We start from the raw sequence: 21,002 nt of genomic DNA, 5'->3' as shown, positions 1-21,002 counted from the left end.
CAGGTGGGTCAGTCCGTCAGAGTGATCGTCGCGCTGCCTGCCTGCATCGGGCCGGTGGCGCGGTCAAAGCGCAGATATGCGATCGCCTGATTGCCACTGACTGTATGCAACAGGCCGACATCCTTGCCTTCTGATGTGATCGCATCGCCGGTGGCGGCGATGCCGTCGATGCTGACCCGGGCCAGCCCCTTGCGCAGTTCCGTCTTGTGTTTCATGCGTGCGACCAATTCCTGCCCGACATAGCAGCCTTTGCGGAAGTCCACCCCGTGCAGCGCCTCGAACCTTGCTTCCAGAATATAGGTATCGGGCGTCAGCTCGATCCCGGTTTCGGGGATCAGATGCGCCACACGCAATGCGTCCCAATCGGTGGCATCGCTGATATCGCTGTCCCCGTAATGCCGCCAGCCCAGCGCCGGGTGTCGCGGGTCAGCCAACGCGCCCGATGGCGGGGCACCTGTACCGCGCGACACTACCAGATCGGTCTGGTCGATCTGGACGGCGGCGCGCAACTTATACATCATCAGCCGCTGGGCGAGCGTTGCGGCATGGCTTTGCGCCACATCCACCAGCATCCGATCATCCTGTCCAGTCACGAAGAAATCGGCGATGAATTTGCCCTGCGGCGTCAGCAGGGCCGCGTAGATAACGCCGCCTGCGGCGCGGTTGACATCATTGGTGATCAGCCCTTGCAGGAATTCCACCCGGTCAGGACCAGAGACAGACAGAACCACGCGATCAGACATCATCATCTTCCTTTTGCTGTGAGAACTGCAGGCGGTTCAGGTCGGCGTAAATTCCGCCACGCGCGATCAGCTCTTCATGTTTGCCTTCGTCAACGACGCGGCCCTGATCCATTACCACGATCTTGTCTGCGCTATAGATCGTCGACAGCCGATGCGCGATGACCAGAGTTGTGCGCCCCGCGGACAGCTTTTCCAGCGCGGTCTGCACGATGCTTTCGGATCTTGTGTCCAGCGCGCTCGTCGCTTCGTCCAGCAGCAGGATCGGCGTGTTGCGGATGAGTGCGCGGGCGATGGCCACGCGTTGACGCTGTCCTCCGGAAAGGTTCGATCCGCGCGGCCCGGCGGGGCTGTCGAGCCCGTTGCTCAGCATCGGCAGGAAATCACTGACATGGGCGGCCTGCAGCGCCTGTTGCAACTGCGCCTCGCTGATATCGGTGCGGCCCAACAGAATATTATCCCGCAGGGTTTCGTCGAACAGCGCAGCGTCCTGGCTTACAACCGAGAACAGCCCCCGCAATTCGCCCAGATCCATCGCATTGATGGGAACATCATTGATCCGGACTTCGCCTGTGCCGGGGTCAACCAGACGGGTCAGCACATTGAAGATCGTGCTTTTGCCGGCACCCGAAGCGCCGACCAAAGCGGTGGTCTTGCCCGCCTCGGCGGTAAAGCTCGCGCCGCGCAGTACCGGCAGATCGCCATAATGCAGCCGCACGTCATCGAGGCGGATTGCGGGCAGACCCGCTGGCATGCCGCGCGGCCGGGCGGGCGACAGAACCGATGGTTTTGTGTTCAGCACATATTGCAGCCGCTCCACACTCGCGGCGGCCATCTGCCATTGGCCGGCCATCGCGCCCAGACGGCGCAGCGGATCAAAGGCCAGCGACATCGCGGTGAAAAACGCCATGAACTGACCTGCGGTTTTTTCGCCCGTGATGATTTCGGACCCGCCGTAGATCAGCACACCCAGAAACCCCAGCCCGGTCATGATGTCGATCAGCGCCGGCACCGTTGCCTGCCCGACGGAGGTACGCACATTGGCGTCGATGCCTTTCCTGATCAACCGGTCATACCGGTCGCCCTGGTATTTTTCCAACCGGTTCAGCTTGATCGGGTTGATGCCGTGAAACACTTCGTCCAGGCGGGTGGCGATCTGTCCGGCGATTTCGCGGGCGCTGCGTGACCGGCGGCGGATATAGGCCTGCACCAGCAAGGAAGGCATGACCAGCAGCGGTACACCGATCACGGCGATCATCGTCCAACGCCAGTCGATCCACAATGCGACCGAAAACAGCCCGATCAGCGATACCAAATCACGGCCCAACGCCGTCAGGATGCTGGCCCAGACCCCGTTGATCGCGCCGACATCGCCCTGCACCCGTTCGATCAACTGCCCCGGCGGATGGGTTTGATAGAACGCCGTGTCCAGCGTCATCATATGCGCTAGCAGATGGCGGCGCATATCGGCCTCGGCATATTGCTGAATCAGGGTCATCAGGATCGACCGGCTGGCCGCTGTCACCGCGCGCAGCATGAAGATGCCCATGACGGCAAGCCCCACCCAATAAAGCGCGTTGCGGTCTCCGGCGCTGAAGACATCGTCGAACATCGGCTGAACCATCCGGCTGAGCGCGGCGAGCATTGATCCTTCGACAGCCATCAGCACCAGCGCCAGCGCCAGCAAGCCTTTGTGATGACGCAGGTAATCTCTCCAGAGCCACCAAAACAGGCTGGTGGCGGACTGGTCTGTGCCCGCTGCGGGGATGGGTGGGGGCATTGGCAGCCTTTTCGTATGATCTGTCTCGTCGGTCTAATCGCAAATGGGGTGGCAGGGCAAGTTGGGCAAGCTTGACGCCATCCGGCGCGGCGTTACTGTCCGCCAGCAACCTTTCAGAAAGATGTTTCATGTCACTCTCAAATGGTCGGGCCTATCTGGCTATCCCCGGTCCTTCTGTCATGCCCGATGCGGTCTTGCGCGCGATGCATCGCGCCTCGCCCAATATCTATGAAGGCGAATTGCATGATTTGACCGCCAGCCTGATTCCCGATCTGCAGGCTGTGGCGCGGACCAAAGCGCAGGTCGCGATCTATATCGGTAACGGCCATGCCGCCTGGGAGGCGTCGCTGACCAATATCCTGTCGCGCGGCGATACCGTGCTTGTGCTCGCCACAGGCCGGTTCTGCATCGGCTGGGGCGAGGTCGCCGCCGGGCTGGGCGCGCGTGTCGAAACCCTGAATTTCGGGGAAAGTGCGCCGATTGATCTGGACAAGGTCGCGGAATATCTTGCGGGTGACAAGACGCACCGGATCAAGGCGGTGCTGGCGGTTCATGTCGATACATCGACCAGCGTCAAGAACGACATTCCCGGCCTGCGCGCTGTGCTGGATGATCTGGCGCATCCGGCACTGCTTTGCGTGGATTGCATCGCGTCGCTGGGCTGCGATCGTTTCGAGATGGATGCCTGGGGCGTCGATCTGATGGTGGCGGGCTGTCAGAAAGGGTTGATGACACCTGCGGGTCTAAGCTTTGTCTGGTTCAACGAAAAGGCTGACGCGGCGCGCGGCGATTGCGTGACGAGTTATTGGGACTGGCGCCCCCGTGCGGCACCGGCGCAGTATTATCAATATTTCTATGGCACCGCCCCGACGCATCATCTCTACGGTCTGCGTGCCGCGCTGGACATGATCATCGCTGAAGGGCTCGACAATGTCTTTGCCCGCCACGCCACGCTGGCGCAGACAATCTGGGCCGCCTTTGACCGCTGGTCTGTGCAAGGGCCGCTGCATCTGAATATCGCAGACCCTGCGCAACGTTCCCATGCAGTGACGTCCGCCGGAGTCGGATCGCCGCTGGGCGATGATCTGCGGCGCTGGTGCGAGCATAGATGCGGGCTGACCCTGGGCATCGGTCTGGGGCGGACACCCACCGATGCCTATTTCCGCATCGGCCATATGGGGCATGTCAACCCGCCGATGATCCTCGGCGCGCTTGCCACGATCGACGCCGGGCTGAAAGCGCTGAAGATCCCGCATGGACGCGGCGCATTGGAGGCCGCATCCAGCGTGATTGCCGCCGCTTAACTTGCGGGGGCGCTCACGGCGTGCCTGTGCTGTGCTATGTCGATCTTGCCCGCTTACACACTCCCATGATGGACGGCCTGCAAAGCTTCTGGCAGCACCTTCGCAAAGGCGGCGATCTGGTCGGGGGTGCCGCAGCTGACGCGGATGCAGCGGTCTTGCGGGGCGACAAAGGGCATCCGCACAAAGATACCGCGCGCGACCAGTTCTGCCAGCACCCGGCGGGCAAAATCACCGTCCTGACCGCAATCAATGGTCACGAAATTGGTGGCAGAGGGCAGGGGCATCAGGCCGTTGTCACGGGCGATCCGGCCAATCTCGGCCCGCGCTGTGGCAATTTCGGCGCGCACATGATCCAGCCAAGCCGTGTGCTGAAACGCTGCCAGCGCGCCCGCCTGCGAAATCCGGCTGAGGCCGAAATGATTGCGCACTTTGTGAAAGCCCGCGATCACGTCTGCCGCACCAATGGCATAGCCGATCCGCGCGCCCGCCATCCCATGCGCCTTGGAAAAGGTGCGCAGGCGGATGACATTCGGCGTTTCTATTGGGATGTCAGCAGCAGTGCCATCGGGGGCGAGGTCGATATAAGCCTCGTCCAGCAGCAACAGGCAATCAGCGGGTAGGGTGGCGATCATCCGGCTGATCACATCGCCCTGATGCCAACTGCCCATCGGGTTGTCGGGATTGGCGATATAGACCAGCTTCGCGCCGGTTTCATGTGCCTTGGCGACCAAAGCCTCCGGGTCCTCATGATCGCCATTGTAAGGCACTTTGTGCAATTGCCCGCCAAAGCCTGCGACATGATAGTTGAATGTCGGATAGGCCCCGTCCGATGTTACCGCCACATCACCCGGCGCGATATAAAGCCGGACCAGCAGCCCGAGCAACCCGTCGATGCCTTCGCCGATCAGGATATTCTCCATCCCGACGCCGTGATGCGGGGCAAGGGCGGCACGCAGGTCGTGGCTTTGCGCATCCCCATACATCCAGACCTCGGATGCGGCCTTTTGCATCGCGGCAATCGCCTTGGGCGAGGGGCCAAAGGCGCTTTCATTCGCCCCCAGCCGTGCGCGGAAGGGTGCGCCCCTGTCGCGTTCCTGCGTTTCGGGTCCGACGAACGGCACCGTGGCAGGGAGTGAGGCAGCAAGCGGGGTCACTTTGGGGTGGGGCATGGCATTCACCTTTCATGCGCTCCGCGCGGGGAGTATTTTTGGGAAAAAGAAGCAGGGGCCAGGGGGGACGGCCCGCTGCCATTGGTTCAGCCCAGTTCCTGCAGCCGCGCGATGGCGGCCTTGATCTGGGCATCTTCGTTTTCGCGCAGGGCCAGATTGGCGCGCGCTTCGGCCACGACGTCATCAGGGGCAGAGGCGATAAAGGCCGGATTGTTCAGCCGCCCGCGCAAGCCCCCCAGTTCCTTTGCGAGTTTCTGCAGGGTCTTTTCCAGCCGTGCGATTTCTGCGCCGACATCGATCAGCCCTTCCAGAGGCAGCCCGAAAGTGCCGCCTGCCATCGGGATGGTCACGCAGCCTTTGGGAAAGCTGTCGACATGGGTCAGGCTGTCGATCCGCGCCAGTCGCTGGATCAGGGCGGCGTTATTATCCCAGGCGGATTGGCCCTTGGCATCCAGCCCGGTGACCAGCAGCGGCACCTGCGCCCCGGCAGGCACATGGACCTGGGCGCGCGCCGAACGCGTATTGTCGATCAGTGCGATGACCCAGTTCATCTCGCGGTCGGCGTCTGCATCGACCAATGCGCTGCCATAGGTCGGCCAGTCGGCGTGACAGAGCATCTTGGCGCGGGCGTCGGCCAGCCCCCAAAGCTCTTCGGTAATGAACGGCATGACCGGGTGCAGCAGGGTCAGACATTGATCCAGTACCCAGCGCAGAGTCTGTTCGGTTTCCAGTTTCGCCGCCGCATCGTCGCCTTGCAGGATCGGTTTGGAAAATTCCAGATACCAGTCGCAAACCTTGCCCCAGGTGAAAGCATAAAGCGCATCTGCGGCATCATTGAACCGGTAGGCATGCAGCGCCGCATCGACCGTTTCACGCAATTTGCCGGTTTCGCCGATGATCCATTTGTTCAGTGTCAGCGTGGCTGTGGGCAGTGCCGGATCGCCCGGATAGGGGATCGCGTAGTGATCGGCAAAGCTGAAGGCGTTCCACAGTTTGGTACCGAAATTGCGGTAGCCCTTGATCCGGTCCTCGGAGATTTTCAGGACCCCGCCAATCGCCGCCATCTGCGCATTGCTGAACCGGAGCGCATCCGCGCCATATTGGTCAATCATATCCAGCGGGTCGATGACGTTGCCCTTGGTCTTGGACATCTTCTCGCCGTTCGCATCGCGGACCAGTTGGTGCAGGTAAACGGTATGGAACGGGTCCTGTGCCAGCACGGCCTGGCTCATCATCATCATCCGCGCGACCCAGAAGAACAGGATGTCCTGTCCGGTGATGAGGACATCGCCGGGGAAATATTTCATCGCCGGGTCGTCAGCAGGCCAGCCGAGCGTGCCGAAAGGCCAAAGGCCGGAGGAGAACCATGTGTCCAGCACATCAGGGTCGCGCCAGACCGGGAAGACCAGTTTCATCGGGTCCTGCGTGACGTTGTAATCTGCCAAACCGGCGGCGAAACGGTCGATAGCTTCGGCCTTGTCGGCGACTGCGATGATCTGCGCATGACTCAACGGGCTGGGCAGATCGGCATTGTCGAAGATGAAGGCCGCTTTCACGGCTTCCAGATCGGTGCCGCAATGCATCACCGTGCCGCGATGCACCATGCCATCCAGCAACAGGCCCAGAAGTTCGGTTTCGTCCAAGGTGCCGGATGGGTTGTGTTCATCCGTGACACCAAGGTCGAGGCCATACCACACCGGGATCTGATGTCCCCACCACAGCTGGCGCGAGATGCACCAGGGTTCGATGTTTTCTAGCCAGTGGTAATAGACCTTTTCACCGCTTTCGGGGATGATCTTGGTGCGGCCCTGTTTGACCGCATCCAGCGCAGGGCCGACGATTTTGGCGGTGTCCACGAACCATTGGTCGGTCAGCATCGGTTCGATCACGACGCGTGAACGGTCGCCGAACGGCTGCATGATCTTCTTATTTTCGACTAGGGGGATCATCTCCGGCGCGTCCCGGACTTGATCCGGGACCTCGCCGTCGGCTGTGGGCTGAGGCCCCGGCTCGAGGGTTGGGGCGCGCTCAGTGGCCGGCTTGGGCACCATCACCGCCAACCCTTCTGCCGTCACATCGGCCACGACGCGCTGGCGCGCCTCGAACCGGTCCAGCCCGCGATATTCATCCGGCACAAGGTTCATCGCGGCGATTTTGCCCTCGTCAAACCCTTCCTCACCCGTCGCGATGCGCTGCGCAATCTCGGCCTCCTCCGCATAGGGCCGCCCGTCGCTGCGCATCGCGCCGCGCGTATCCATCAGCGCATACATCGGGATATTGCCGCGCTTAGCGACCTCGTAATCGTTGAAATCATGCGCGCCGGTGATCTTGACCGCACCGGACCCGAAATTCGGATCAGGATACGGATCGGTGATGATCGGGATCAGGCGGCGGTATTCCTTCGGCCCCACGGGGATTTCACACAGCTTGCCCACAATGGGCGCATAGCGTGGATCATCCTTGTGGACCGCCACCGCGCCATCGCCGAGCATGGTTTCGGGCCGGGTTGTCGCGATAGAGATATAATCCCGCGTCTCGCGCAGGGTGACGCTGCCGTCTTCGTCCTTTTCGACATATTCGTAGGTCTGACCCGCCGCCAGCGGATATTTGAAATGCCACATATGGCCGTCGACCTCGATATTCTCGACTTCAAGGTCGGAAATCGCAGTCTCGAAATGCGGGTCCCAGTTTACCAGACGCTTGCCGCGATAGATCAGGTCCTTGTTATACATATCCACGAATACCCGGATCACCGCGTCATGGAAATTGCCGGGGGCTTCGGTGTCAGGCGCGCTGTCGGCACCGGACATGGTAAAGGCCGAGCGTGACCAATCCATGCTGTCGCCCAGACGCCGCGCCTGTTGTTCGATGACGCCGCCCTTGTCGCCTTTCCACTCCCAGACCTTTTTCAGGAACGCCTCGCGCCCCATTTCAACCCGTTTGGGTTGCCCTGTCGCGGCGAGGTCCTTCTCCACCATCAACTGCGTGGCGATGCCGGCATGATCCAGCCCCGGCTGCCAGAGCGTGTCATAGCCCTGCATCCGCTTCCATCGCGTCAGAATATCCATCAGCGTGTGGTTAAAGGCGTGGCCGACATGCAGATGCCCCGTGACATTGGGCGGCGGCAGCATGATGCAGAATGTCTCGTCCCGGCTGGCATTGGCACCGGCCTTGAAGGCACCGGCCTCTTCCCACATTTTATACAGGCGGGCTTCGGCTTCGGCGGCGTTGAAGGTTTTTTCCATCGGCATCTTGTCATGTCCTTTTTCGGCTTGTCGCCAGATACCAAGCGTGGCGCGCAAGGGAAAGGCTTTGTTCAGCCGCAGGGATGGACAAAGACGCCTTGCCCGCTAGGCTCTGCTCAAGACAGCAACAGGGGTCAGCATGGAAAAGTTCGGTAAAAGCCAGTCGGTGACACGGGTCGAGGATCTGCGCTTTCTGACCGGCACGGGCCGCTATGTCGATGATGTCGCACCGGACGGCGCGCTGCATGCGTTCTTTGTGCGTGCTGGTGTGGCACATGGTAAAATTACCGCGCTCGATCTAGAGGAGGCCCGCGCCATGCCCGGGGTCGCGCTGATCGTCACTGCCGATGATCTGGTCACAGCCGGCGTCAGGATTGGGCTAGCGGGCAAGGTGCTGCCGAACGCCGCCGCCCCGGTCCGCCCGATCCTCGCACAGGACCGCGTCCGTCATGTCGGCGAACCTGTCGCGATGATCGTCGCCGACAGCCTGATCCACGCCAGGGACGCGGCAGAGGCTGTCGTGCTGGATATCGACGACCTGCCCGTGCATGTAACGCTTGAAATCGGCGGTGACGCGATCCATCCCGAAGCGCCCGACAATCTGGCCTTTGACTGGGCGCTGGGCGATGCCGATGCCACCCACGAGGCCATCGCCAAGGCCGCCCATGTCGTCACGACCCAAGTGTTCGACAACCGCGTCATCGTCAATGCTATGGAACCCCGCGGCTGCTTTGCCGAAATCACCCATGGCCGCCTGCATGTCGCGGTAAACGGGCAGGGCGTGTGGAATACCAAGCGTGATCTGATGCATCATTTCGGGCTCTCTCAATCCGATGTGCGCGTCACCACCCCCGATGTGGGCGGTGGTTTCGGGATGAAGGCGATGCGCTATCCTGAACCATTTTGCGTTGCCCATGCCGCCCGCGTGCTGAACCGCCCCGTCCGCTGGATATCGGAACGGACCGAAGCGATGCTGACCGACAATGCGGGCCGCGACCTGACGACCATGGCGACACTTGCCTTTGACGCTAACTATCGGATCACCGGCTATCTGCTTGATACGATTGCCAATATGGGCGCGTATAACTCGCAGTTCGGGCAAGGGATCCAGACGGAGCTTTTCGCCAAGGTCATGATGGGCACCTATGACGTGCAGACCGCGCATATGCGCACCCGCGGGATTTATACCAACACCACGCCGGTCGATGCCTATCGCGGGGCCGGGCGGCCAGAGGCGATCTTTGTGCTGGAACGGAGCATGGATGCCGCGGCGCGCAGCCTTGGCGTTGATCCTTGGGACCTTCGTGCGCGGAACTTCATCAAATCTCAACACTTTCCCTATAGAACGGTGACAGGTGTCACTTATGACGTGGGGAATTTCGCGCGCGTGCTGGACAGGGCCGGGCAGAATGCAGACCGTGACGGCTTTGCCGCCCGCAAGGCCGCGTCGCTGCTGCAGGGCAAATTGCGTGGGCAGGGATTGTGTTATTACATCGAAAGCATTCTGGGTGATCCGGATGAAACCACGGCTGTGGAATTTACCCCTGACGGCGTTTTGATCTATGTCGGCACGCAATCGAACGGGCAGGGACATGAAACGGTTTATGCGCAGTTTCTGGCCGATCACACCGGTATCCCCGCGGAGAAGGTTTTCGTGGTGCAGGGCGACAGCGACCTGATCCCCAAGGGCGGCGGCACGGGCGGATCGCGGTCTGTCACAGTGCAGAACACCGCGACCCTGGCGGCGGTGGAATTGATCCGCGACGCCTTTACCGCGTTTCTGGCGGATCAGGAAGGTGTGGATGCGGGACAGATCAGTTTTGACGATGAACGTTTCCGGATCAACGGGTCGAACCTGACACCCACGATGCTCGACGTCGCCGACATGGCGCGCGCGGCGGGGCGCGATGAGTTGCTCCGCCATACCGCGACAATCGAACTGGACAACCGCAGCTTTCCCAATGGCGCGCATGTGGCCGAGGTGGAAATTGACCCTGCGACCGGCATTGTCATCGTGGACCGCTACACGGTGGTCGATGATTTCGGTAATCTTATCAATCCGATGCTGGCCGAAGGGCAAGTGCATGGCGGCGTTGCCCAAGGCATCGGGCAGGCGTTGACCGAACGCGCGGTGTTTGACGAAGACGGGCAATTATTGTCCGCCAGCTTCATGGATTACGCCATGCCACGCGCGGATGATCTGCCGATGATCGGCTTTGCCTCTGAACCGACCCCGTCGATCAATAACCCGATGGGCATGAAAGGCTGCGGCGAGGCCGGGACAGTCGGCGCGCTGGCCGCGATCAGCAATGCGGTGCTGGCAGCGCTTGAGGATGCGGGTGTGATGCAGATCGACATGCCTTTCACCCCGCACCGCGTCTGGCAGGCAATTCAGGCGGCACAAGGCGACGATGCAGCTGCGTGATTGGCTTTTCGGCCTTTTCGGGCGCAAGCCGCGCACGGAGGAGGCCAAGGTCCGCCACCGCGGCCCGGCGATCCATGTCATCATCATGGATGGCAAGATGTCATCGCTGGAACCGGGGTTGGAAACCAACGCGGGCCTGACCTTCAAGCTGCTGCGCGAGGTCAGTCAAAATATGACCGTCTATTACGAAGCAGGGATTCAATGGCGCGACTGGTCCAGCACCATTGATGTGGTCACCGGGCGCGGGATCAGCCGGACAATCCGCCGTGCCTATGGTGTGATCGCGTCCCGCTATCGTCCAGGCGACAAGATCGTGCTGATCGGCTATTCCCGCGGCGCTTTCGCCGTGCGGTCATTGTCAGGCGTGATCGGGATGATCGGGCTGGTACGCCCCGACCACGCGACAGAGCGGAACATCACGCAGGCCTACCGGCATTACCGGCTTGGCGCGCGGAGCAAATATGCCGCTGATTTCCGACGCATGCATTGCCATGATACGGTCGAGGTAGAGGCCGTCGCCGTCTGGGACACGGTCAAGGCGCTGGGCTTGCGCCTGCCCTTCATCTGGCGCTGGGGCGAGGATCAGCATGCCTATCACAACACGGAACTTGCGCCGCATGTACGCCACGGCTTTCACGCGCTGGCGCGCGATGAACGGCGCCGCGCCTATGCGCCGGTGCTCTGGTCCTGCCCGCCGGGCTGGCAGGGCCATGTTGAACAGGTGTGGTTCAAGGGCAACCACGCCGATGTCGGCGGCCAGGTGCGCGCCTTTCCGGCAGCGCGGCCCTTGGCCAATATCCCGTTGGTCTGGATGCTGGAACGGCTGGAATCCTGCGGCTTGCCCCTGCCAGCGGGGTGGCATGCGCAGTTCCCGCAGGACGTGAACGCGCCATCCATCGGCAATTGGCACGGCTGGGCGCGGCTGTTCATCGCACGGCGCAGGCGGGTGATCGGGCGCGATCCGTCCGAACGGCTGCACGACAGTATCGCGCAACAGCCCTAGCGTCGGTCACGGCTGCGGTGGTTGCATGATCAGACAGGTGGTTGATCCGGTGGCATATAGCTTGCCATCCGCGACGCCCCGAATTTCGCCATGGGCCACGCCGGTGCTGCGGCCCGCATGATCAGAGTAGCCAGTCGAGAGAATTTCCATCCCCACCGGGATCGCGCGGGTCAGGTTCACTTTATATTCTAATGTCGTATAAACTGACCCTCTTGGCACCAGCGTCATCACCGCGCAGGCCATGCAACTGTCAAGCAACGTGCCGTACCAGCCGCCATGCACTCCGCCCATCGGATTGGTATGCACGAATTCCGGTGTCCCGCGAAAGGTCACGCGGCCCTTTTCGACGTGATGCAGGTGATAGTTCATGATGCCGGATATGGGCGGGCGAGAAATCTCGCCCCGTTGCATCGCCAACATGAAGTCAAGCCCGGACAGCGACAGCATCGTGGCCAGATCGGGGATATCGGCAGGGGATTGGGCAATGAACATCGGTGAACCTTCGGGCAATTTGCCCGAAGCTGCCGGTTTATGCCACGTTTTGCAACCGGGCCTTGGGGGCAATCCCCAGCGCATGACAGACGTCGCGCGTCAGCTCTGGCCGGTTGAGCGTGTAGAAATGCAGGTTGTCAACTCCGCCACGCAGCAGATCATCGCACAATTCCGTCGCCAGCGCCGTGGCGAGCAGATCGGTCGTGCCGTCGCGGGTCGCGTTGGCAAAGGCATCGTGGATCACCTGCGGGATATGTGTGCCGCATTGAGCGGCAAATTTCTGGGTCCCGTTCCAGTTTTCAATCGGCAGGATGCCGGGAATGATCGGTGCCGTGATTCCGGCCTTGGCACAGGCATCGCGGAACCGGAAAAACGTGTCCGCCTCAAAAAAGAACTGCGTGATGGCAGACGTTGCACCGGCATCGATCTTGCGCTTCAGGAACGCGATATCTGCCGCCTGATCCGCCGCTTCGGGGTGCTTTTCAGGATAGGCGCCGACGCGGATGATGAATTGACCTGTGTCAGCCAAAGCCTCGATCAATTCCACCGAGCTGGCGAAGCCATCCGGATGCGCGGTAAACTTCTCTTGCCCTTTCGGCGCATCGCCGCGCAGTGCGACAATCTCACGCACGCCCGCCTCGGCATAGCTTTGCGCGATTTCCAGTGTTTCGGCCCGTGTCGCATCCACACAGGTCAGGTGGGCTGCGACATTCAGCCCGCTGGTCTTGTGGATCGTGCTGACCGCCTCATGCGTCAGCTTGCGGGTGGTGCCGCCCGCGCCATACGTCACGGACACGAAGGTGGGTGCCAGAGGGGCCAGCGTGTTGACGCAATCCCATAGCCGGAATGACCCTTCGAGCGATTTGGGCGGGAAGAATTCAAACGAAACGGATGGCGTGGACATGATGATACCTCTTGCTTACCATCCATATTTGTCATGTTTACACAGTTGAGGCAAATTCATAACCTTCACTAAGATCATGAAGGACATTCACATGCATATCGAATTCCGGCATCTGCGCACGATCAAGGCGATCCACGACACAGGCGGCTTGGCGCGTGCGGCGGATATGCTGAACATGACGCAATCGGCCCTGTCGCACCAGATCAAGGGGATTGAGGATCAGGCCGGGGTCGAGCTTTTCGTGCGCCGGTCCAAACCCCTGCGGCTGTCGGCGGCAGGGATGAAAATGCTGGCGGCGGCGGAAACCATCCTGCCGCAGGTCGCCGCGTTAGAGGCGGAATTCACCGGCCTTGTGTCGGGCAAGGCGGGGCGCCTTCATATCGCCATCGAATGCCACGCCTGTTTTGAATGGCTGTTCCCGGTGCTGGAACAATTCCGCAAGGCCTGGCCCGAGGTCGATGTCGATATCCGCCCCGGTCTGGCCTTTGATGCGCTGCCTGCGTTGCGCAAGGAAGACGTCGATCTGGTCGTGTCGTCCGACCCCGAAGACCTGCCAGAGACGGATTTCACCCCGTTGTTCGATTACGAACCTGTCTTCGTTGCCGCCGCGCAGCACCCACTTGCCGCCAAGGAGGTCATCGAGGCCGAGGATTTTCGCGGCCAGATCCTGATCACCTATCCGGTCGATCGCGCCCGGTTGGATATCTTTTCGCAATTGCTGACCCCGGCCAAGGTTGAACCAGCCTCTGTCCGGCAGGTGGAACTGACAGCGGTAATCCTGCTTTTGGTCGCGTCGAACCGCGGTGTTGCGGTGTTGCCCGATTGGGTGGTCCGGCAGGTGCGCTATAATTCGGATTATGTAACACGGCCTTTGACCAAGGCAGGGATCACCCGCAGGCTTTATGCCGCGACCCGTAGCGACGACACAGCCAAGCCCTATATGGCGCATCTGATCCGGCTGGCGCGGCAGGAAGCGGTGAAATTGCAACGCGGCTGATGCCTTGCCCTTATGCGCATTGACCCCTATAGGCAGCCCTTGATCCCGAACCAAAGGCAAGACAGATGGCTGGCAGCGCAAACCTGAACGTGATGATGAAAACCGCCCGCAAGGCGGGGCGCGCCCTGCTGAAAGACTTTGGCGAGGTCGAACAATTGCAGGTCAGCACCAAGGGCCCCGGCGATTTCGTCACCCGCGCCGACAAGGCGGCCGAGGCGATGATCCGTGAGGATCTGCTGCATGCGCGCCCGTCCTACGGTTTTCTGGGCGAAGAAGACCGCGAGATCGCGGGCGAGGACCCGACACGCCGCTGGATCGTCGATCCGCTGGACGGCACCACGAATTTCCTGCACGGCCTGCCGCATTGGGCTGTGTCGATTGCGCTGGAACACAAAGGCCAGATCGTCGCCGGTGTGATCTATGACCCCGTGAAGGACGAAATGTTCTATGCCGAAAAAGGCGGCGGTGCCTGGCTCAACGAAAGCCGCCTGCGCGTTTCTGGTCGTCACAAGATGATCGAGAGCATTTTCGCCACCGGCTTGCCCTTTGCCGGACGTGCCGATCTGCCCGAAACCCTGCAAGACCTTGCGCGGATTTTGCCCACCTGCGCCGGGGTGCGCCGGTTCGGGGCGGCGGCACTCGACCTCGCTTACGTGGCGGCAGGCCGGTATGAAGGGTTCTGGGAACGGAACCTGAAAGCCTGGGACATGGCCGCCGGTCTGGTGATCGTGCGCGAAGCTGGCGGCATCGTGGAACCGCTGACGCCTGACGCGGATATCGTCGGATCGGGCGATGTCATCTGCGCGAATGAGGCGATCTTTTCCACGTTTGCTAAAGTGATCCGCAAAGCCTGATCCCGGATTTCATCCGGGAAAAGTCACGTATGTTCAGAGAAAAAGCCTAGCGCCGCACGATCGGCACAGAACTGCGGCGATAGACAGCCTCGGGGTGGGGCGGATGCCCGTCAGTGCGCTGCCAGAAATCGCGCGCCCCGCGCCGCAGCCACAGCGGGATGGTCAGTGCAAGCCCCAGCACGAACCCGCCTGCATGGGCCCAATACGCGACGCCGCCGGCAGAGGTATCGGCCGCCAAACCGCCGAACACCTGTATCGCGAACCACAGCCCAAGCAGGATCCAGGCCGGGATCGGCAGGATGCGGAAGAAGATGACGAAAAACACGAAGATGTCGACGCGGGCCTTGGGGAACAGCAGCAGATAGCCGCCCATGACGCCCGCAATGGCACCGGACGCTCCGACCATCGGTACTTGCGAATAGGGATCGCCGATACATTGCGCCAGGCTCGCGCCGATGCCGCAGATCAGATAGAAGGCGAGAAAGGGAAGATGGCCCATCTCTTCTTCCATATTGTCGCCGAAAATCCATAGAAACAGCATGTTGCCTGCCAGGTGCAGGAAACCGCCATGTAGAAAGATCGATGTGACCAATGCGCTGGCGTTCTGCCCTTCGGACAGCAGCACGGGGATCAGCGCATAGTCGACATAGAACTGGCCGACCTGCAGATCGGTTTGCAGGACAGCCAGACCCCACAGATAAACAACGATATTGACCCCGATCAGGGCCAACGTGACGAAGGGCGTCGCCTCGGATGGGTTGTGGTCGCGGATGGGCAGCATCATGCCGCGACCTTTCCTGCCTTTGCTGGGATGGTCAAGTGGTGGCGATGCCCCCTACCTCTGCCAGCAATGCGGCATTCCCGCCTGCTGCTGTCGTGTCGATGCAGACGTGTCGTTCGTGGCAGGCATGGGCCAGATCCGGCTGTGCCGTGATCAGCGCGATGATGGGGCCGTCGCGTTTGGCCAGCGCGGTTTCGATCTCGCGCCCGGTCCCGTCATCGCCCCACCAGATCACGCCCGCCAAGGGGGTCAGCGTTGTCAGTGCCTCGGGCGACAAATCCCCCTCTGCGCTGATGCCGACACCGCCAAGGGCTGTGATCGCGGCGATCTGTTCTGCGGCCGCTTTGGGTCCGGGCCCCATGCACAGGACCGGACCGCGCGCATGCAGTCCGTGGCGGTTCGATTCACCGGTTGGGCCGGGCAGGTCATTGGGCGCAGGCGCGGCAGGCATTTCGGCACCTGCCAGCCGCATTTGCAGATCAGCCGGATCGGTGGACCTGTCCCAACTGCCATCCGCGCCGGTCGTCGCAGCGGCGGCAAAGCGGGGCAGGTAATGCGGGCCGCCCGCCTTGGGGCCGGTGCCGGACAGACCTTCGCCACCAAAGGGCTGGCTACCGACGATGGCGCCGATCTGGTCGCGGTTGACATAGATGTTGCCGGCCTTGATCCGCTCGATCACCGTCTGGACACGGTCATCGATGCGGGTATGCAACCCGAAAGTCAGACCATAGCCGGTGGCGTTGATATCATCGATCACCTGGTGCAGGTTGCGTGCTTTGAAAGTCGCGACATGCAGTACGGGGCCGAAGATTTCGCGTGTCATGTCGGCGATCCCGTTGACCCTGATCATGGTGGGAGGGATGAAATGACCCGTTGTCGGGGTATTGATCTGGTGCAGGATGCGCCCGTCGCGCTGCGCTTGGTCGATGTGATCTGCGATACCCTGACGGGCCGCAGCATCGATCACCGGTCCAAGATCGGTGGACAGGTCCCATGGGTCGCCGACAAACAATTCATCCATCGCGCCCTTGAGCATCGTCAAAAGCTTGTCGGCGATGTCTTCCTGCACATAAAGACAGCGAAGCGCCGAACAGCGCTGGCCAGCGGAACGGAACGCGCTGTTGATGATATCGCGCACCGCATGTTCCGGCAGGGCGGTGCTGTCCACGATCATCGCGTTCAGCCCGCCGGTTTCGGCGATCAGCGGCGTGCCGGGCACGCAATGTTGCGCCATACTGGCGCGGATTTTCAATGCGGTCGCGGTCGATCCGGTGAAGGCCACGCCATTGACGCTGGCATCGGCGGTCAGGGCGGCCCCGATATCGCCCCCGCCGGGCAGGAATTGCAGCGCGCTGACTGGCACGCCTGCATCATGCAGGTGTTGCACGGCGCGGAAGGCGATCAGCGGGGTCTGTTCGGCAGGTTTCGCCAGCACGGCATTGCCTGCGGCAAGGGCAGCGGAAATCTGCCCCAGAAAGATCGCCAGCGGGAAATTCCACGGGCTGATACAGGTCCAGACGCCGCGCGCTTTCATATCGGGTGTCGCTTGCGTGGCATAGAAGCGCAGGAAATCAATAGCTTCGCGCAATTCGGCGACAGCGTCGGGCAGGGTCTTGCCCGCTTCACGCGCGAGGATGGCGAAAAGCGCGTTGGCGTCGGATTCCAGCGCATCGGCGGCTTTGTTCAGCACGGTCGCGCGGGTGGTGTGGGGCACGTCCCAGATCGCCGCAGTGCTGAGCGCGTCCGCGACATCGTCTTTCGTGGCGGCTGTAACGTGGCCAACAACATCATCAGGACGCGCAGGATTGATCAGCGGTGCGGTATCGCCTTGCCGCCCGCCGGGATAGTCCGGCTCTGACGATGTCAGGGGGCCTGCGACGAATATCGTGTCGTGCAAGGGCGTGCGGGCTTCGTCGATGGCATTCAGCGTGGGGTGGTGCGTCAGGTCCCAGCCTTTGGAATTGACCCGTTCTGGGGCGTAAAGTGCGGGACCCTTTGGCAGGTCGGGGCCTTGCCCCAGGTGGTCAAACGGACAGGCGGCAACCACAGAGGCGGGCACGCTTTTGTCCACGATCTGGTTGACGAAACTGGAATTGGCCCCGTTTTCCAAAAGACGGCGGACGAGATACGCCAACAGATCCTCATGCGCGCCGACGGGAGCATAAATCCGGCAGCGGGTCTTTTGTGCCTGCAGTACGATGGTGTGCAGGGTTTCGCCCATGCCATGCAGACGCTGAAATTCAAAAGTGTCATTGCCGCTGCCCATCTGATCGGCGAGATCCAGCACGGCAGCAACGGTATGGGCATTATGCGTGGCGAATTGCGGATAGATCCGGTCAGTCATGCCCAGCAATTTGCGAACATTGCTGATATAGCTGATATCTGTGTGCTGTTTGGCCGTGAAAACGGGAAAGCCGTCGATGCCCTGCACTTGCGCACGTTTGATCTCGCTGTCCCAATAGGCGCCTTTGACCAGACGCACCATGATATTGCGGTCCAGGTCGGTTGCCATATGATACAGTTGGTCGATCACCAGCGACGCGCGCTGGCCGTAAGCCTGCACCACCACACCGAAACCGCCCCAACCCGCCAGCGCGGGATCGGCCAATACCGCGTGGATCACGTCAAGTGACAGGCTCAGGCGATCCGCCTCTTCCGCGTCGATGTTGAAGCCCATGCCAGCGGCTTTGGCCAACAGCGCCAGTTCGCGCAGGCGCGGGACCAGTTCTGCCATCACGCGGGTTTCCTGCGCGACCTCGTATCGTGGGTGCAGCGCCGAAAGTTTGACCGAAATGCCGGGATTTTCTGCGACCGAGCCATGCGCGCAATGCTGCGCAATCGATTCGATCGCACTGGCGTAGGATTGCTGGTAATGGTCGGCGTCCGCTGCGGTGCGCGCTGCCTCGCCCAGCATGTCATAGCTGTAGGTAAAGCCTTTGGCCTGCATACCGGTGGCGCGCTTCATCGCCTTTTCGATGGTTTCGCCCAGCACGAATTGTCGGCCCATTTCGCGCATCGCGCGGCCCACGGCGGTACGGATCACCGGTTCACCTAGGCGTTTCACGGCGGAACGCAGATGCCGCGTGATCCCCGGCTTTTCATCATCCAGCACACGGCCCGTCAGCATCAGCGCCCAGGTCGAGGCGTTGACCAATGACGATGCCGAATGCCCCAGATGCTTGCCCCAGTCGGATGGCGCGATCTTGTCTTCGATCAGGTCATCCATGGTTTCGGCGTCGGGAACGCGCAGCAGCGCCTCAGCCAGACACATCAATGCAATGCCTTCTTCAGTGGACAGGCCGTATTCGGCGAGGAAAACCTCCATCAGGCCGGGATCGGCGCTTGCGCGGATCTGGGTCACAAGTTCAGCCGCCCGGGCGGATATCCGGGCGCGGTCGGCGTCCGACAGAGCGGCAGTCGCGATCAGCGCAGTGACGGCGTCGCGTTCATCGCGGTAGATTGCTGCATCAATGGCGTCACGCAATGGCAGGGGGGTATCGCGGGGCATGGCAGATTCCTTTTCCAGATGGGGCATTATAGCCGATTGCTGGCAGGCCATTTGACTGCTATTGCAATAACGACAGGATATAATGACCGAAAGGCGCGTCTTTCATGATCGAAAAGAACGGTGAACTGGATAAATTTGATCGGAAAATCCTTGACGTGCTCGCGGTCGAAGGGCGGATCAGCATCACCGATCTGGCGCGCAGGATCGGTTTGTCAAAATCCCCCACGCAGGCCCGCCTGCGACGGTTGGAAGAGACCGGCGTGATCCGTGGCTATCGCGCGCTTTACGACCCGATCCGGCTGGACCGTGATCATGTCGCCTTTGTCGAGGTCCGCCTGTCAGATACCCGCGAAAAGGCACTGGCCGCGTTCAATACTGCGGTGCTGCGTGTCCCCGAGGTGGAACAATGCCACCTGATCGCCGGCGCTTTTGATTATCTGCTCAAGGTGCGCACAGCGGGCATGACCGGCTATCGCGCCGTCCTGGCCGAGAAGATATCGACGTTGCCGCATGTCGCCAATACATCGACCTATGTGGCCATGCAGGCCGTCAAGGAAGAGGGGATGTCACCCATTGCCCCTGCACCGGAACCTTAAGCAGAGTCCATGAACCTGCTTGCCGTTGCAGGCGCGCGCGCTTAGGAATGGCCGTGCTCTCGCACTCACGTGCCCGCGTGGTGGAATGGTAGACATCGGAGACTTAAAATCTCTTGGCCGCAAGGCCGTGCCGGTTCGAGTCCGGCCGCGGGCACCACGTGTTGCAGATTTCTCAGAACGCGAAAAGCGGCCGTCGTCACGACCGCTTTTCAGGCATATGGGTGGCCTTGCTCAGGCGACCCGTTCCACGCCTGTCTTGGCTTGGGTTGCACCGAATGGCGGGATCGTCTGAACGTCATCGGCAACCCGTTCGATCAATGTCTTGTCGTGACTGACCAGTGCAACCGCCAGCCCCTCTGATCGTGTCAGTTCGGCAATCAGCGCGATCACTTCACGCTGGGTGATCGGGTCAAGCCGCGATGTCGGCTCGTCCGCGAACAAAAAGCGCGGGCGCGCCAGCATCGCGCGCAACAATGCAAGGCGCTGTAACTCGCCACCGGACACCGCATCCGGGCGGCGCGTCAACAGCACCGGATCAAGCCGCAGCCGGGCCATCAGCGTTTCGATCTGCGCTGCCGGCGCGTGATGGAGGCGTGCGACATCAGCCAGCGTCTGCCCCAGGCCGCGTTCGCGCGGAAATGCGGCGACTGGGTCCTGATACAGCTTTTGCATTGCCGTAGATGCCAGCCCTGTCGCGCGGATGACATGGCCGGTGTCAGGCTTCAAAAGCCCCAGCAGCACATCGCCCAGACTGGATTTGCCGCAACCCGATGGCCCGGTAATGCCAAGAATGCGCCCCGGCGACAGCGCAAGGTTCACCCCTTGCATCAACACCTGCCCGCCGCGCGACAGGCTTACATCCTCCGCCAGCAGGACCGGCTTGCCTTTCGCGTCGCGGGGGACGCGAACCGGCCAGTTTTCGGGGTCGGCGGCGATCAGATCGCGGGTATACGCATCTTTGGGGGCGGCAAATACCTCTGCCGTGGTGCCGGTTTCAACCACTTTGCCTTTCCGCAGCACGATCAGCCGTCCCCCAATCTTGCGCGCCAGCACGAGATCATGGGTAATGACCATCAACCCACCGCCTTGTCCCAATGCGGTCAGCAGGAGGGCGGCCACATCGTCGCGCCGCGCGGCGTCCAGCCCTTTGGTCGGCTCATCCGCAATCACGATAGGCGCACCGCCCGCACGCGCGGCGGCAATT

15 protein-coding genes and 1 tRNA gene are annotated in these 21,002 nt (G+C 61.6%); 7 read left to right on the top strand and 9 right to left on the bottom strand.

Translation table 11 applies throughout. The features are described from left to right. Positions 1-8 precede the first annotated feature (8 nt). Together ACK4TM_RS08315 and ACK4TM_RS08310 are read right to left on the bottom strand one after the other, a co-directional pair. Positions 9-743, bottom strand: coding sequence for a YgfZ/GcvT domain-containing protein (locus tag ACK4TM_RS08315; RefSeq protein ID WP_409699564.1), 735 nt, complete (start codon positions 741-743; stop codon positions 9-11). Then, positions 736-2,520 carry an ABC transporter ATP-binding protein gene (locus ACK4TM_RS08310; protein WP_409699560.1) on the bottom strand — a complete coding sequence of 595 codons (1,785 nt, stop codon included), beginning with the start codon at positions 2,518-2,520 and terminating at the stop codon, positions 736-738. The genes ACK4TM_RS08315 and ACK4TM_RS08310 overlap by 8 nt, the downstream gene beginning before the upstream one ends. Before the next feature lie 128 nt (positions 2,521-2,648). Between ACK4TM_RS08310 and ACK4TM_RS08305 the strand changes: the two genes are divergently transcribed. Then, positions 2,649-3,824 (top strand): pyridoxal-phosphate-dependent aminotransferase family protein, encoded by a 1,176-nt coding sequence (locus ACK4TM_RS08305; RefSeq protein ID WP_409699557.1) that lies wholly within the window; start codon positions 2,649-2,651, stop codon positions 3,822-3,824. A gap of 53 nt (positions 3,825-3,877) precedes the next feature. Here the strand turns inward: ACK4TM_RS08305 and ACK4TM_RS08300 are convergent, their stop codons facing one another. Together ACK4TM_RS08300 and ACK4TM_RS08295 are read right to left on the bottom strand one after the other, a co-directional pair. Further along, a complete protein-coding gene (locus tag ACK4TM_RS08300; protein ID WP_409699554.1) occupies positions 3,878-4,993 on the bottom strand; it encodes a pyridoxal phosphate-dependent aminotransferase in 1,116 nt (371 codons plus the stop codon). A gap of 86 nt (positions 4,994-5,079) precedes the next feature. After that, positions 5,080-8,244 (bottom strand): valine--tRNA ligase, encoded by a 3,165-nt coding sequence (locus tag ACK4TM_RS08295; RefSeq protein ID WP_409699551.1) that lies wholly within the window; start codon positions 8,242-8,244, stop codon positions 5,080-5,082. A 133-nt stretch (positions 8,245-8,377) separates the two neighbouring features. On the opposite strand from ACK4TM_RS08295, the gene ACK4TM_RS08290 reads away from it, so the two are divergent. Together ACK4TM_RS08290 and ACK4TM_RS08285 are read left to right on the top strand one after the other, a co-directional pair. Then, positions 8,378-10,663, top strand: a complete 2,286-nt coding sequence (locus ACK4TM_RS08290) for a xanthine dehydrogenase family protein molybdopterin-binding subunit (protein WP_409699548.1) — start codon at positions 8,378-8,380, stop codon at positions 10,661-10,663. Then, positions 10,650-11,666 carry a DUF2235 domain-containing protein gene (locus ACK4TM_RS08285; RefSeq protein ID WP_409699545.1) on the top strand — a complete coding sequence of 339 codons (1,017 nt, stop codon included), beginning with the start codon at positions 10,650-10,652 and terminating at the stop codon, positions 11,664-11,666. Before ACK4TM_RS08290 ends, ACK4TM_RS08285 begins: the two co-directional genes overlap by 14 nt. 6 nt (positions 11,667-11,672) lie before the next feature. Here ACK4TM_RS08285 and ACK4TM_RS08280 read toward each other — a convergent pair whose 3' ends face one another. Together ACK4TM_RS08280 and metF are read right to left on the bottom strand one after the other, a co-directional pair. Next, a complete protein-coding gene (locus ACK4TM_RS08280) occupies positions 11,673-12,158 on the bottom strand; it encodes a PaaI family thioesterase (protein WP_409699542.1) in 486 nt (161 codons plus the stop codon). Positions 12,159-12,195: 37 nt separating this feature from the next. Continuing rightward, positions 12,196-13,062 carry a methylenetetrahydrofolate reductase [NAD(P)H] gene (gene metF / locus ACK4TM_RS08275; protein ID WP_409699539.1) on the bottom strand — a complete coding sequence of 289 codons (867 nt, stop codon included), beginning with the start codon at positions 13,060-13,062 and terminating at the stop codon, positions 12,196-12,198. Positions 13,063-13,153: 91 nt separating this feature from the next. Here metF and ACK4TM_RS08270 point away from each other — a divergent pair, with 91 nt between their 5' ends. Then, positions 13,154-14,059: a LysR family transcriptional regulator gene (locus tag ACK4TM_RS08270; RefSeq protein ID WP_409699536.1), complete on the top strand. Its 906-nt coding sequence runs from the start codon at positions 13,154-13,156 to the stop codon at positions 14,057-14,059. Positions 14,060-14,124: 65 nt separating this feature from the next. Continuing rightward, on the top strand, positions 14,125-14,913 hold the full coding sequence (locus tag ACK4TM_RS08265; protein ID WP_409699533.1) for an inositol monophosphatase family protein: 789 nt from the start codon (positions 14,125-14,127) through the stop codon (positions 14,911-14,913). Between the two features lie 46 nt (positions 14,914-14,959). Here the strand turns inward: ACK4TM_RS08265 and ACK4TM_RS08260 are convergent, their stop codons facing one another. Next, positions 14,960-15,694, bottom strand: a complete 735-nt coding sequence (locus tag ACK4TM_RS08260; protein ID WP_409699595.1) for a rhomboid family intramembrane serine protease — start codon at positions 15,692-15,694, stop codon at positions 14,960-14,962. A gap of 34 nt (positions 15,695-15,728) precedes the next feature. Further along, positions 15,729-19,202, bottom strand: a complete 3,474-nt coding sequence (putA, locus tag ACK4TM_RS08255) for a bifunctional proline dehydrogenase/L-glutamate gamma-semialdehyde dehydrogenase PutA (protein ID WP_409699531.1) — start codon at positions 19,200-19,202, stop codon at positions 15,729-15,731. 104 nt (positions 19,203-19,306) lie between these two features. Between putA and ACK4TM_RS08250 the strand changes: the two genes are divergently transcribed. Together ACK4TM_RS08250 and ACK4TM_RS08245 are read left to right on the top strand one after the other, a co-directional pair. Beyond that, positions 19,307-19,798 carry an Lrp/AsnC family transcriptional regulator gene (locus tag ACK4TM_RS08250; RefSeq protein ID WP_409699528.1) on the top strand — a complete coding sequence of 164 codons (492 nt, stop codon included), beginning with the start codon at positions 19,307-19,309 and terminating at the stop codon, positions 19,796-19,798. Positions 19,799-19,869: 71 nt separating this feature from the next. Then, a tRNA-Leu gene (locus tag ACK4TM_RS08245) sits at positions 19,870-19,955 on the top strand. 74 nt (positions 19,956-20,029) lie between these two features. Here ACK4TM_RS08245 and ACK4TM_RS08240 read toward each other — a convergent pair. Then, positions 20,030-21,002: ATP-binding cassette domain-containing protein (locus ACK4TM_RS08240; protein ID WP_409699525.1), on the bottom strand; the 973-nt coding region annotated here is incomplete at its 5' end.

The sequence above is a fragment of the Yoonia sp. genome, assembly GCF_046292185.1.
In the GTDB taxonomy this organism is placed as follows: Bacteria; Pseudomonadota; Alphaproteobacteria; order Rhodobacterales; family Rhodobacteraceae; genus Yoonia.
The sequence above is the reverse complement of the archived record's forward strand: the minus strand, read 5'-3'. Positions and strand labels throughout refer to the sequence as shown.

Coding starts and splice junctions, on each gene's coding strand:
- ACK4TM_RS08315 (WP_409699564.1), bottom strand. CDS start 743: ATGTCTGATCGCGTGGTTCTGTCTGTCTCTGGTCCTGACCGGGTGGAA.
- ACK4TM_RS08310 (WP_409699560.1), bottom strand. CDS start 2,520: ATGCCCCCACCCATCCCCGCAGCGGGCACAGACCAGTCCGCCACCAGC.
- ACK4TM_RS08305 (WP_409699557.1), top strand. CDS start 2,649: ATGTCACTCTCAAATGGTCGGGCCTATCTGGCTATCCCCGGTCCTTCT.
- ACK4TM_RS08300 (WP_409699554.1), bottom strand. CDS start 4,993: ATGCCCCACCCCAAAGTGACCCCGCTTGCTGCCTCACTCCCTGCCACG.
- ACK4TM_RS08295 (WP_409699551.1), bottom strand. CDS start 8,244: ATGCCGATGGAAAAAACCTTCAACGCCGCCGAAGCCGAAGCCCGCCTG.
- ACK4TM_RS08290 (WP_409699548.1), top strand. CDS start 8,378: ATGGAAAAGTTCGGTAAAAGCCAGTCGGTGACACGGGTCGAGGATCTG.
- ACK4TM_RS08285 (WP_409699545.1), top strand. CDS start 10,650: ATGCAGCTGCGTGATTGGCTTTTCGGCCTTTTCGGGCGCAAGCCGCGC.
- ACK4TM_RS08280 (WP_409699542.1), bottom strand. CDS start 12,158: ATGTTCATTGCCCAATCCCCTGCCGATATCCCCGATCTGGCCACGATG.
- metF (WP_409699539.1), bottom strand. CDS start 13,062: ATGTCCACGCCATCCGTTTCGTTTGAATTCTTCCCGCCCAAATCGCTC.
- ACK4TM_RS08270 (WP_409699536.1), top strand. CDS start 13,154: ATGCATATCGAATTCCGGCATCTGCGCACGATCAAGGCGATCCACGAC.
- ACK4TM_RS08265 (WP_409699533.1), top strand. CDS start 14,125: ATGGCTGGCAGCGCAAACCTGAACGTGATGATGAAAACCGCCCGCAAG.
- ACK4TM_RS08260 (WP_409699595.1), bottom strand. CDS start 15,694: ATGCTGCCCATCCGCGACCACAACCCATCCGAGGCGACGCCCTTCGTC.
- putA (WP_409699531.1), bottom strand. CDS start 19,202: ATGCCCCGCGATACCCCCCTGCCATTGCGTGACGCCATTGATGCAGCA.
- ACK4TM_RS08250 (WP_409699528.1), top strand. CDS start 19,307: ATGATCGAAAAGAACGGTGAACTGGATAAATTTGATCGGAAAATCCTT.